Genomic DNA, 12,548 nt, shown 5'->3' on the forward strand with positions numbered 1-12,548 from the left:
CGATCTGCTCCGCTTGCCGCCCGGGCTACGCGCCCCGGCCAAGGGCGTCAAGAGTCTCGGCAACGCTCAGAGCCATGAGCACCTGCGCCCGGCTGGCTTCTTCGTCCAGCGCCCCCGCTCGCGCCGCTTCAGCCGCGCGAGCGGCCTGGTCAAGGGCTGCCCGCACGCCATCCTCCTGGGGCCGCGTCCGGGATACGACAGCCGCACCCCACAGCCGGTCATGAGCAGCGCGCAGCGCGGCCGCGACGTCGCCGCCGTGGTCTTCGGGCCCCTCAGCCGTCAGGGGCCGGATCCATTCCTCGACGTGAGAGCGCACCACCGCGTCGAAGCTCCGGTAGTCCAGCACCGTGCCGCAGCGGCCGTCCGGTTCCCGCGTGACAGTGCGTCGCCCGGCCCAGCCGTCCGCCAGCCAACGATGACGCGCACACGTCCCCAGCTGGTACTCCAGTGGCCGGCCCCGACGCCCGCTCCGGCGCTCGACGACAAAGGTGGCAGGCTCGCGGCACGTAGTGATCTGGCGCAGCACAGGCATCAGGAAGATCCTTCCGAGAGAGCGCGGTGCCCCGATGATGGCGGCGGTACGGCTCCCGTACCGCCCAGCATTGGGCAGTGCGTGTGTGACCCACGTCTCTTCGTCGGGCGTGCCGGATGATCCGCTGGAGCAGCGGCCTCTTACTTCGACCGAAATAGGGTCGCACTCGCCCCGGCCCCGCGCCACGAGCAGGACCTGACCGCCGCCGGCCTCGGCCAGGCCGCCTACACAAGCTCAGCCGATGACCTCCGTGCAGCGGCTCGGTCAGGGGTACCTGCGGTCGCCCGCGATCATCTCCGTGAGTACCAGGTCGCGGGAGGCGTCGTCCCCGTCGGTGGGCCACCCGTACCGCCCGTGCGTCAGGTGCCGGGCGAGGGCGTCGACGAGGTGTTCGCGTACGCGCGGATCCGACCACCCCCACTCCATCGCGTCGGCCAGAAGGTCCACCGGCGGGTACGCGAGCAGGTACCGCAGCGGCCGGTCGCCCCACTCGTGGTCGCTGTAGTGGGCGAGCGCGGCGCGCATCGCGGCCACGGTCGCCGGACGCTCGGGCCGGTCCTCCTCCCAGTCCCGCTGTGGTCGGTCCGTGGCGTCCAGGCCGTCGGTGACTGCGCGTACCCCGCGCGGGCCAGTGACGATGCCGTCACTGCCGTCGCGACCGCGGGCGTACCACTCGTCCAACCCGGCCGCGTTCCGCAACGCGTCCACGGGTTCACCCCGGCTGTGCCCCCGCCGCCCGCTTGCCGCCCATGCCGCCTCGTCCGGCGCCCACTTCTCGTGCGCCGACTGGCGCGTCATCCCGGCGGCCTCGCCGATCTGTTCCCAGGTCGCTCCGCACTCGCGGCTGGCGATCACCGCGCGCACGAGCAGGGGGGCCAGGAACTTGTCGCGAATCGTCAGGACATCGCGCATGTAGCACACCGGATCATGGCGGCGCTCCTCATACACCGCGGGCACCAAGCCCCGTGCGAGTTCGGCGACGATGCGGGCGGACTCGGCGACGGCCACCACCGCCTCGTCACGGGGTGACAGCCGGGGCTTCCCGGGCTTCTTATTTGCCATGTCCCCACGCTACGCCTGTCTGTCAGGCCCAGCCTGACAAGCAGCGAACCGGCGGTGCTGGCTGGCCGGGACGGCACGCCGTACTGAGCGTCACCCGCGTCCGCTGAGGCGTGTCACGTGCGGCGCCGTCGTCGCAGCAGCCTTTGCCAGGGCTTGAGGGGCGTCGGCGCGAGGGGCGGGTTCTTTTCAGCGTGGTGGCCAGGGAGGCCCTGGAAGCTGACGTGGTGCCCTGACCTGGTGATGATGTCGAGCACCTGGAACATTCGTTCGCGGCCAGCCTCGGGGTCCATCTCTCCTTCTCCCGAGAGAACCCACACATCGTCGCGCTCGCGGTGAGGAACGATGCCACCTGTGGCAAAGAGGGCGAGCAGCCCCGTGGCCAGCATCCCGTCGGTCAGGCCCGTGCGCTGGCTCAGCCACTCGTGCGAGGGCGCAATGATCTCCCGCTCGTGGAGGTCGTCGCGCAGTGGCATCTCCCCCACCCAGTCGAACACGGCGTTCATGACGGTCCCACTGTTGGCGTAGGCCACCATGAACTGATCGAACTGCTCCTGCCGCTCTGGTGGGACGCCCTCGTACATAGACACACGGCGAGCGTATGGCCCCTCTCATCAGCCTTGGTGTGCTTCGCGCCAATCCGGCCATCGCGGTCCTCAGTGATCCTGAGGCGTCGGCGAAAGCTCTGGCGTGCTGGCCTACCCGGCGTCGGTGGCCACTTCGGCCGTGAGCTGGTGCACGGTGCGGGACTCCTTAGTCGGGCGCATCGGGGCGCCGTCGGGACCACGCACGTGCTCGATCACGGTGATCTCCTCGTGGTAGTGGAGCTCCTTGTCGGGGTCGTCCCGGTGCAGGTGCGGGTTCATGCAGTGCGAGCGGTCGTATTCCGCGATCACCTGGCGGTAGTCCAGCGTGCGCCCGCTCGGCGCGGGGGCGGCCGGGGCCGACCCGCTGGGCTGGGGGCGGCGGCCCCGGAGCGTGACGAGGTGGACGGCAGAGTCGTCCTCGACGCCCTTGCGCCGGTCGCGGCGCAGGTCGGTCGGCTTGCGCGGCTGGACGCGCTGCTGGGTGATCGGCCTCTTGGTGACCTGCTCCTGGGTGATGAAGTCCCAGCACGCGTAGACGACGTGGCTGATCTCGTCGGTGGTGCCGATGCGCATCGGGCCCGGGGTCTCGGTGGCGCCGATCGTGGTCTCGTTGTCCGCCATCAGCGGTGGCACGCCGGGGACGGCGTGGGTGGGGCGGGTCCAGAAGGTCAGCCACCATGCCGGCCGTTCCCGGCCGTCGAAGGCCTCGATGTGTCGCACGCTGCCGTCGGGTCCGAACCAGCGCCAGAACGGCTGACGCGGCCCCGTGACCGGCGTCGGCCGCAGGTGCCCGGGGGCGTGCGCGAAGTCGGCGGCCCACGGCCCCCAGGACACCGCGACGACGTCCGCCGGCCGCTCCTCGTCCTCCGGGACGGTCCGCACGAGGGGCTTGCCGAAGGCGATGAACCCGCGGCGGGCGGGCACCCGGTGCGGGGCCAGCGGCCCCTTGCGGCCGCGCTCCGCCTTGCGGATGGCGGCCTCGGTCATCTCCTCGTCCACGTGGTACAGCCGGGCCTTGGCGAGCCGGTCGTTCTCCTGGGCGAGCATCACCCGGGCGGCGTCGTCGGCAGAGTTCAGGAACGGCACGAGGGTGCCGGTGTTCTCGAACAGCGCGAGGGCGAGGCGGTTGACGGCGGGCTTGCCCTGCTGCGCGCTGATCAGCCGGGCGCGCAGGTCGGGCAGGCGCCGCGGGTCGATCGGCGCGGTGGCGGCCGCGGCGGGAAAGCGGCTGGGCCCTGCTTCGAGCAGCGCGTGCACACCGGCGCCGATCGCGATCAGCTTGTGTGCGTCCTCGGCGGAGGCGGCGCACGCGCGCCGTACCCGCTCGTGGAGCTGCGCGTCGGCGTCGCCGTCGACCGCGGCCTGGAGCAGGCTGGAGAGGGCCGGGGCCACCGACGGCATGTGCCGCGCGACACTGAAGTGCCCGAAGCCGCTGGCCTGCCAGCGTTCGGCCGCCGCCCGACACATGCTCAGCACCGCCGAGACAACGGGCGCCTGGCGGTCCAACAGGGCGATGTGCGCGGTATGGGCGCGGAGCTGGTCGGCGACCTGCTCGGTCGGCCCGGACAGGGCCTCTCCGGCGAGTGCGACGAGACGCTCGGCGAGAGCGACGTCCTGCGCGGTCGGGGCAGGACTCGGGCGGTCGGTGATGCCGGACATGCTCGCCAGTATCCCAAGGGTGGCGGGCGCCGGAAGCGTCCCCGACTGTCGGAGGCCTGTGAAATCCTGCCTACCGCCAGCACAGCAACAGGGGGAACGATGACGCACCCGGTGGACCGGAGCGGAACGCGGGACAGTGCCCTGCCGCTGCTGGCGTCGGTCTGCACGACCGCCGCCACGGCTGCGGCCCTCGTCGTCACCGCGAAGGCGGGCCTGCTGTTCGACCAGCTGGGCTGGACCATGTTCCTGGTCATGGCCGCCGGGATACTCGGCCTGGCCGCCGGGTGGTGGGCGTTCCGGCTGATGGGCTTCGACCGCCGCCGGCTGACGGTCCGCACGACGGTGGCCGCTCTGGTGATCGGGGCCACGATGGTCTGGGGCACAAACGCCATCGCCTCGCAGGTCTGGAAAACCGCATGGCAGCGCTACACCGACGAACTCGGCGGCCCAGGAGCGTGCCTGGCCGCGACGCCGTACGGGGAGCGGTGGGCGTCGGCCATCACGATAACTGCGGGCGAGGACGGCCGCCCCATGGAGGTCTGGCCCGGCACGGTGGACGGCTCGGCCCGGACCACCTCGACGAAGGTACTTCGCCTGCACTTCGACAAGAGCCGCATCCGCCCCCTGACTCCGGCGGACGCGACCTCCCGCGAACTCCTCGACTCTTACGGCTGCCGCTGAACCGCCGTGGGCGTGGCACTCTCCTCGCACCAATTTTCGTCCGTAGCAGCGAACCAAAAACGGCCGTTTTAGCTTCTTGGGACCGCTACGGTTCCCAGGGGCTGGCCTTGCGGCCGGGAGTCTTAGTCGAGGAGTCACGATGGTAGTAGAGGCTGACAACGGAGCCGCGACAGCGAAGCGGTTGCGTGCGATCACTGACGAGCTCTCAGAGCACTTTTTCGAGCGCGAGGACGTCGTACGGACGTTGATCGTCGCCATGCTGGCTCGTCAACACTCACTGGTCCTGGGGCCTCCCGGGACAGCGAAGTCCGAGCTGGCCAGAGAGCTGACCAGCCGGATCCAGGGCGCCAGTCTCTGGGAAATCCTCCTGTCGAAGTTCACCGTGCCGACGCGCATGTTCGGTCCGATCGACGTGGCCGCGCTCAGCCGCGGCGAGTACCGACAGATCTTCGACGGCCGGGCCACTACCGCCGACATCGCCTTCATCGACGAGATCTTCAAGTGCTCCACCGCGGCACTGAACGAGACGCTGGGGTTCCTCAATGAGCGGCTGTACCACCCCGAGAACGGCGGCTCCCCGGTCGTCTGTCCGCTGATCAGTGCCATCACGGCGTCCAACGAACTGCCGACCGGGGAGGACAGCGCCGCCATCTACGACCGGCTGCTGGTGCGGATGGAGGTCGGCTATCTCGCGGACCCGAGCAACTTCGCCGCCCTCGTCCGCTCCGCCGTCACGGTTCCAGCCCAGCGGACGCGGACGACCATCGCCCTGGAGGAGCTCCAGTACGCCGTCTCCACCGCCGTGCCGGCCGTGGACGTCCCGGACGTGATCGTGGACGCCGTGTGCGCCCTGCGTGCCGCGCTGCGGCGCCAGGAGCTGATCGCCTCGGACCGCCGCTGGCGTCAGTCCGTCCGGCTGCTTCAGGCCTCTGCCTTCCTGGACGGCCGTACGGCCGTCGGTGAGATCGACCTCGCGGTGCTCACCCACGTGCTTTGGGACTCCCCCGCCCAGCGCCCAACCGTCGAACGCGAAGTGCTCCAGATGGTGAACCCAGACGCGCGAGAGGCGCTCGACCTGGCCGACGCCATCGAGGAACTGGAGGCACAGCTGGACTCGAAGGCTGGCCAATCCCGCGAAGCCCTGTCGGACTGGGCGATCAGGGAAGCCAACACCAAGCTCGCCAAGGCCGCCAAGAAGCTGGCGAAGCTGCGCACGGAGGCGCTGGCGAACGGCCGGTCGGCAACGTCGATCGAGCGGGTGATCGCCCGCCAGCGAGCCGTCCACGCTCGCGTGCTGACTGAGGCGCTGGGTGTCGATGCGTCCATGGTCCAGGCAGAGCTGTGAGGGGGAAAGGCCCGAGCGTGGCCAAGTCCCTGAGCAAGCTGAAAGACCTGGCGAGCCGGGCCGGCAAGTGGCTGGGACTGGGAGGTGACACGCCACCAGTACCGAAGGCGACCGCCGCGGTGGTCGCCGACCGATTCGACACCATGGCCTGGCGCGAGACATACGGTCAGTCACCCCGTCTGGCAGAGCTGGCTGAGGAGCTGAACGAGAAGTACGACCACACCACCGACCTGTTGGGCGACGTTTTCCTGGCCGCCTACAAGGTCACCCCGCAGGTACGCGGGCGGAACGAGATGGACCCGTCCCGGCTCGTGAACCACCAGGTCGTCACGTCGATGGTCACCAGCCCAGAGTTCGAGGAGCTGCACCGCGAGACCGCCGGCGACCCTTACGCCGCAGCGATGGCCGTCCTGGCCCAGGCCGCCGCTCTGCGCCGAATGCTGGAGCAGTCCCGCCGCGCCGACGAACAGGCGCAGCAGGCAAAGGCTGCCCGAGCCGAGGCCGAAGAGGCTGCCCGGACTGTGGGCACGACGTTCCAGCGGGCTGCTGATGCCGCCGACGATGAGGGCACCGTCCCGGAAGCTCAGGCCAGCGCCGTTCACCAGGCAGTCGACCACGCCGAGACCGCCGATGAAGAGGCACAGCGGGCGGAGGAAGCGGTCGGTCAGGCTCTCGCCGCGGTCACTCCAGCCATCCGCGCGGCCGCTCGCCGGGCGCTTGCTGAGGCCGCCGAAGCTGCCCGTGAGGAAGCTGCCCTGATGAGGGCCTGGGGGGTCGAGCCGGGCCAACTGGAGCGCATGTCGTTCGAACAGCGCGCAGAGCTCGCTGAACGGCTGCGCAACGGGCGGCTCGGTCAGTTCGCCGAACTGATCGGCCGGTTCCGGCAGATGGCCACAGGAGAGCGGGCCCGCAAGGTCGAACACGCGCCTGGTGAACTGGTCGGGATCACCCTGGGCGACGATCTGGGCCGGGTAGTCCCCTCCGAGATCGCGCAGCTCGGTGTTCCAGCGCTGCGGGCCGTATTCGCCGCGAAGTTCGCGGAGTCCCGGCTGATGCTCTACGACAGCCGCGGCGAGCAACCCACGGGACGGGGAGCGATCATCGCCTGCGTGGACTGCTCCTTCTCCATGGCGACCCCGCCGGGCGGCAGCTCGTCGGACGGGATCACGGCGGAGGCATGGGCCAAGGCATGCGCCCTGGCGCTGCTCGACCAGGCACGGCAGGCAAAACGGGACTTCGTCGGCATCCTGTTCTCCTCAGCAGACCAGGTCAGCGTGCACGCCTTCCCCGCCTCCCAGCCCGCCCCCATCAGCCGCGTCATCGACTTCGCCGAGCACTTCTTCGCCGGCGGCACGGACTTCGAGGCGCCGCTGTCGGCGGCCGCCGAAGTTCTGGAGAGGGAGTTCAACACGGAGGGCCGCCCACGCGGAGACATCGTGCTGATCACCGACGGCGAGTGCGAAGTCAGCGAGGACTGGATGCACCAGTGGAACGACACCAAGCACCGCCTGGGGTACCGCACGTTCGGCATCGCCATCGGCCACGGCTCGGCCACCCATCGTGGCTCCGTCCTGGAGGCGCTGAGCGACAACCTCCGCAACCTCAACGACCTCACCGACCCGCGCGCCGTAGCCGACATCTTCCGCGTCATCTGACGGCCGCCCATGAGGGGTCAGCCCCCTGCTGTATCCAAAACGTCCGTTTTCGTTGGAGCCTCCATGTCCACGCAGTCCGTACCGCCGCAGCGCCCCGAAGTGAAGACCGGCGACGCCGTCTTCGACTCCTACAACGAGTCCATGAGCGACGAGACGCTCCTGCTCGGGCACATGGTCCTCTACTCCGTCTTCGACGGCCATGTAACGCGTGACGACCTCGCCCGGTGGTTCCGCGAGCTCGACCTGGACGAGGATCTCGTCCCCCCGCCCTTGCGCAACGTCGATGCCTTCGAGCGGGTCACCGGCCCCGACGGTGTCCGCGTCACGTACCCCCTGGACGACCCTGCCGCGACTGGCCCGGCCAGCCGTAGCGGGCGCCGCCGTCGCAAGGAACTGGAGGCGACTGCCACCCTGATGGTGCGGCCCGTACGCCGTGACGGTGGGCACATCGTGCGCCACGTCGTGCGGGAGGTCAGAGACGAGGAACGGTCAAACCTCAAGTACGACACCCGGATCGGTGTGTGTACCTTCCACCGCGACAACTCGGAGGGAAGCGCCGAAGGCGCCGGCACCCTGACAGTCGAACCCAACCACGCTGCCATCGCCAAGCTGCCCGAAGCAGAGCAGACCACCGTGCACCGAATGCTCGAAGCCCTCCAGGACAGCTACCGGCACCGTTGCACCTACCTGACCAGCGACAAACTGCGCTCGGTCGTCAGACGGTACGTCGAGCACCTCAGTGCCATCCGTGTCCGGCCTACCGGTGGCGTGTACTTCGTCCACCGACAGCACGCACAGACTCTCAGGACGCTGCGTGATCTTGTCGGCCGATTCGGGCAGGGCAGCCACCTCGTCGCCGTCCCTCTTCCGGACCAAGACGAGATGAGAGAGATGATCATCAACGCCTTCACGACCAAGGCGAAGGACGAACTCGACCAGCTTGCTCGTGACATCGCTGCCGCGCAGCACAGCAACCGGCACGACGACGCGGCCAAGCTCTACGAACGGTTCACGGCTGTCCAGCAGGCAACCAATGAACACTCCGAGCTGCTGTCCAACTCTCTGGATGACACCCGGGCCGCTCTCCAGCTCGTCAAGGTCCAGCTCGGCGGCCTCCTGGCCACCGCGGGGAGTGACGACGAGTAAGTCGGGGCCTGCCGGAGCGCTGCCTCCAGGAGCCGCCTCGGTCGTTAGATCGGTCAGTAGCGAGCTGAGGAACCGCGTCAAGGTCACTGCGGTCCCCCAGCTCTAGGTGTCGCGAGGTGCTGGCAGAAGGGCGTCCGGACGGGACGCCGGCGCAGCCGAGAGACCCGCCCTCCCCCGCCTGGTTTGTCCGATAGCCTTGATCGGTCGCCTACTGGGGCTGGAACGAGGCCGGGAGAGAAACATCGTGGTGAAGGTCCTTATCGCCGGAGGAGCCGGATACATCGGCAGCACCGTCGCCTCGGCCTGCCTGGACGCGGGCATCACCCCCGTGATCCTCGACAACCTCGTCCGGGGCCGCCGCGAGTTCACCGAGGGCCGCACCTTCTACAAGGGCGACATCGCCGACGGCGCACTGGTCGACCGGATCTTCTCGGAGCACCCGGACATCTCCGCCGTGGTGCACTGCGCGGCGCTGATCGTGGTGCCCGAGTCCGTCGCAGACCCGATCGGCTACTACGAGGCGAACGTGGCCAAGAGCCTGGCCTTCGTCAGCCACCTGCACCGCAATGGCTGCGACCGCATCATCTTCAGCAGCTCGGCCTCCATCTACCAGGCCGAGGACGGTTCGCCCGTCAACGAGGACTCGCCGCTGGCACCGCAGAGCCCCTACGCGCGGACCAAGGCCGTGTGCGAGGAGATGTTCGCCGACATTGCCGTGGCGGGGCCGCGAGTGCTGTCGTTGCGGTACTTCAACCCGGTCGGGGCCGACCCGAAGCTGCGTACCGGGCTTCAGCTCAAGCGGCCCAGCCACGCCCTGGGTGTGCTGATCCAGGCGCACCAGGAAGGCCGTCCGTTCCCGATCACGGGGACGAACTACCCGACGCGCGACGGCAGCGGTATCCGGGACTACGTGCACGTCTGGGATCTCGCCGCGGCCCACATCGCGGCGATCGAGCGCTTCGACTCCGTCCTCACGGGGTCGAAGCGCTCGATCGCGATCAACCTGGGCACCGGCTCCGGCACCACGGTCCGGGAGCTGTGCGAGGCGTTCAACAACGTCGTCAGCACTCCCCTGGCAACCGTCGACGCCGATCCGCGGCCCGGTGACGTGGCCGGCGGCTACACCAAGAGCGACCGGGCGGCCGAGCTGCTGGGGTGGACGCCGAAGCTGTCCCTGGAGGACGGCATCCGCTCCGCCCTGGACTGGATTCCGGTGCGCGACGGGCTGTTGAAGGACTGATCCGTCCTTCCCGCCTTCACTCCTCCCGGGCGCTGGAGTCCGGGAGGGAGCCGGCTTCGAGGGCGAGCAGGTGCCGGATGGCGGGAGCGAGCCACGCGGTGTCCCACCTGTGGTCTGCCGGGGCATCCGGGTAGGCGTCGTGGGGGATGTCGAGCGCTTCGAGGAGCTGGCGGCCGGCGGTCCAGTCGGCGCCTAGGGTGCCGATGCCGCCGAGCGCGATACGGCGGGCCCCTTGGAGGGCTTGGGCGTGGCGGCGCAGGTTCTGCCGTACGTCGTACTCGTCGAGCCGTGCGGTGCTGCCGGCGACCTCCACGAGCTGCGGGTGTGGCGGCCGGTCGCTGAGCAGTGAGGCGTCCCAGACGCTGGCGACAGCGAAGAGGCTGGGGTGCCGGGTCAGCAGGTTGAGGGCGGCGAAGCCTCCCTTGCTGAATCCCAGCAGGTGCACCGGCGGCCGCACCTGCGTGCCGAGCATGGCCAGGACGGTCGGTACGACCACGCGCACGAGGTGCTCCTCCTGCTGGCAGTCGGCCCGGAACGCGTGGTTGACCAGCCACGGCGACTCACTGAACGTCGGCGCGGCAAAGACGGTCCCCTCACGCAGGTGAGCCGGAAGCCGTCCGATCTCGGCGAGGCTGTGGCCGTACTTGCGCCCGTCGCCCTTCTCGACGGGCAAGGCGAGCACAACCCTGCGCACCCGCTGCTCGGGCCAGATCACGGTGACCTGCGTCCCGGACCTTTGGAACGGGCTCTCCAAAAGGACCTGGGCGCCTGCGGGCAGGGCGGGGCGTTCATGAGCGGAGGGCGGCGACGGCATCGTGGTACGTCTCCCAGTTGTCGCAGTTGAACCGGAGGTCGTCCGGCCGGAGCGGCAACGCCGTGAGTTCGTTGCCGGTGCTGATCCAGCGCCGGATGGCGTCGATGAGGTAGAGCTCGCCGCCCGGCCGGGGCGGGCATGCGCGCAGGGCCTCGAAGACGAACGGCCCGAGGACCCAGCGGGCGGCGCAGGCATGCACCCACTGGGCACCGGCGTGGTCCAGGAGGTCCCTGCTGAAGGCCACCGCGGCCGACCCGGGCCCTGGCGCGTCGGCCGCGCCCAGCAGGGTCTCGTGCGCAGGGATGCCGTCCGCGGGAAAGATGCGGGTCAGGACGGAGCAGTCCGGCGTGCCGGAGACGAGTCGCTGGAGCGGGATCTCGCTGTCGGCGGCGCCGCGGATCAGGTTGTCCCCGAACGCCAGGACGAACGGCTGGGCGGCGGTCCATGTCTCGGCGGCGAGGACGGGGGCGCCGGGGCCGGCGCCGTCGTCCTGGACGCGGTAGGAGAAGTCCATGCCGTACGCGGCGCCGCTGCCGAAGTAGGCCGGGATCTGCGGCTTGCGTGAGGAGATCACGAACAGGACGTCGGTGATCCTGGCCGCGCGCAGCTCGTGGACCAGGTGCTCCAGGATCGGCATCCGCCCGGCGGGCAGCATTTCCTTGGGGATGATGCGGGTGATCGGGGCCATCTTGGTCCCGGCTCCGCCGACGGCCACGACCGCCCTGGTGATGGTGCGCGACATGAGGTCCTCCCGTCAGGCGCTCGGCCGGGCGGGCGGGGTGGCCAGCCAGTCGAGCCAGGTGCCGTAGACGTCGCAGTGGGCGACGATGTCGGAGCGGCTCACGCCGCCGTCGTGGCTGGCCATGATCATGCGGGGGGTGTCGTGGCCGAAGTGGCCGATGGAGATCTCGTGTAGTGGGCGGCGCTGGCTCAGCTCGGCGAGGGTGTCGAGGAGTCGTTCCCGGCCGCCGGGCGAGCCGAAGATCTGGTAGATCGACCACGAGAAGACGAAGACCAGGTGCTGGTCGTCGGGGGTCTCGGCGACGACGTCGGAAAGGTGGTCCTGGGCCTTGCCGGCCAGGATCGTCGGCGGAGTGCGCGCGGCCAGGGCCAGGGCGGAGTTCAGGGTGTGCATCCGCTTGGTCTGCTCGGGCCAGGTGAGGCTGACCAGCCACTCGGTGGCCTCGGGGTCGGTGACGTCCACCGGGGTTGGCTCGATCCCGACCGGGCGTACGAACCGCGTGACGTCCAGAGACAGAGGCGGTGTTGCGCCCTTGATCTCGCAGTGCAGGACCGTGTCGGGGTCGCTGTCCGGCAGGGTGATCCGGTGCCCGTCGTAGTCGTAGGTGTAGCGGTCCCAGAGCAGGGTCAGCCCGGCGCTGGCGCCCACGTCCACGATCCTGATCGGCCGGCCGTCGTCAAGCTGCTGCTGGAGCGCGGCGAAGGCGGGCAGAAGGACGGTACAGCGGTTGACCTCGTTGGTCTGGACGGACCGAGTCCCGATGATCCGCCGGATCCCTCCGGCGTGGCGGCGGCAGAAGTCCGTCAGCAGGTCGGCGGCACGGTCTTCGGTCAGGTCCTCGTGCCCGGTGAAGTAGGGGGCGAGCGGGTGCTGGACGCCGCGGCGGAGAATGTGGTGGACGGCCGCGAGCAGCATGTTCGGCGCGGGCTGTCCCGGCTGGGTGTGGGCCGCGAGGTCGAGCAGCTCGGGGGTGCGCGCTGCCGCGCGGGACAGGGTGGCATACAGCGGGGACAGGCCGGTGGCCTGCTGGTCGGCAAACCGCCGGAAGATCTCGGCGAGCTGGGTGTGGTCGGTCATCGGGGATCTCC

Annotated in this window: 12 protein-coding genes; 5 read left to right on the top strand and 7 right to left on the bottom strand. The window is 69.9% G+C overall.

Going from position 1 to position 12,548, the window contains the following annotated elements; all coding sequences use genetic code 11:
- Window positions 1-25: 25 nt before the first annotated feature.
- The 4 genes from OG764_RS40930 to OG764_RS40945 form a co-directional block, all read right to left on the bottom strand.
- Window positions 26-532, bottom strand: coding sequence for a hypothetical protein (locus OG764_RS40930; protein WP_266448770.1), 507 nt, complete (start codon window positions 530-532; stop codon window positions 26-28).
- Between the two features lie 264 nt (window positions 533-796).
- Window positions 797-1,594, bottom strand: a complete 798-nt coding sequence (locus OG764_RS40935; protein ID WP_266449114.1) for a hypothetical protein — start codon at window positions 1,592-1,594, stop codon at window positions 797-799.
- A gap of 113 nt (window positions 1,595-1,707) precedes the next feature.
- Window positions 1,708-2,181: a hypothetical protein gene (locus OG764_RS40940; protein ID WP_266449112.1), complete on the bottom strand. Its 474-nt coding sequence runs from the start codon at window positions 2,179-2,181 to the stop codon at window positions 1,708-1,710.
- A 108-nt stretch (window positions 2,182-2,289) separates the two neighbouring features.
- Window positions 2,290-3,837, bottom strand: a complete 1,548-nt coding sequence (locus OG764_RS40945) for a hypothetical protein (protein WP_266449110.1) — start codon at window positions 3,835-3,837, stop codon at window positions 2,290-2,292.
- A 99-nt stretch (window positions 3,838-3,936) separates the two neighbouring features.
- Between OG764_RS40945 and OG764_RS40950 the strand changes: the two genes are divergently transcribed.
- The 5 genes from OG764_RS40950 to galE all read left to right on the top strand — a co-directional run bounded on the left by OG764_RS40950 (window position 3,937) and on the right by galE (window position 9,904).
- Window positions 3,937-4,518, top strand: coding sequence for a hypothetical protein (locus tag OG764_RS40950; RefSeq protein WP_328973974.1), 582 nt, complete (start codon window positions 3,937-3,939; stop codon window positions 4,516-4,518).
- A 139-nt stretch (window positions 4,519-4,657) separates the two neighbouring features.
- On the top strand, window positions 4,658-5,863 hold the full coding sequence (locus OG764_RS40955; protein WP_328973975.1) for an AAA family ATPase: 1,206 nt from the start codon (window positions 4,658-4,660) through the stop codon (window positions 5,861-5,863).
- 17 nt (window positions 5,864-5,880) lie between these two features.
- The gene (locus tag OG764_RS40960) at window positions 5,881-7,518 is read left to right on the top strand and encodes a VWA domain-containing protein (RefSeq protein WP_328973976.1); all 1,638 of its coding nucleotides are present in this window, start codon (window positions 5,881-5,883) and stop codon (window positions 7,516-7,518) included.
- Window positions 7,519-7,581: 63 nt separating this feature from the next.
- Window positions 7,582-8,664 (top strand): DUF6744 family protein, encoded by a 1,083-nt coding sequence (locus OG764_RS40965; RefSeq protein WP_328973977.1) that lies wholly within the window; start codon window positions 7,582-7,584, stop codon window positions 8,662-8,664.
- A gap of 247 nt (window positions 8,665-8,911) precedes the next feature.
- Window positions 8,912-9,904 (top strand): UDP-glucose 4-epimerase GalE, encoded by a 993-nt coding sequence (gene galE / locus OG764_RS40970; RefSeq protein WP_328973982.1) that lies wholly within the window; start codon window positions 8,912-8,914, stop codon window positions 9,902-9,904.
- A 16-nt stretch (window positions 9,905-9,920) separates the two neighbouring features.
- Here galE and OG764_RS40975 read toward each other — a convergent pair whose 3' ends face one another.
- From OG764_RS40975 to OG764_RS40985, 3 genes are all read right to left on the bottom strand, one after another.
- A complete protein-coding gene (locus OG764_RS40975) occupies window positions 9,921-10,619 on the bottom strand; it encodes a hypothetical protein (protein ID WP_266449102.1) in 699 nt (232 codons plus the stop codon).
- Window positions 10,620-10,692: 73 nt separating this feature from the next.
- Window positions 10,693-11,460 carry a sugar phosphate nucleotidyltransferase gene (locus OG764_RS40980; RefSeq protein ID WP_328973978.1) on the bottom strand — a complete coding sequence of 256 codons (768 nt, stop codon included), beginning with the start codon at window positions 11,458-11,460 and terminating at the stop codon, window positions 10,693-10,695.
- Between the two features lie 12 nt (window positions 11,461-11,472).
- A complete protein-coding gene (locus OG764_RS40985; protein WP_328973979.1) occupies window positions 11,473-12,537 on the bottom strand; it encodes a DUF2332 domain-containing protein in 1,065 nt (354 codons plus the stop codon).
- Between the last annotated feature and the right edge of the window lie 11 nt (window positions 12,538-12,548).

The organism is Streptomyces sp. NBC_00239, assembly GCF_036194065.1.
Lineage (GTDB): Bacteria > Actinomycetota > Actinomycetes > Streptomycetales > Streptomycetaceae > Streptomyces.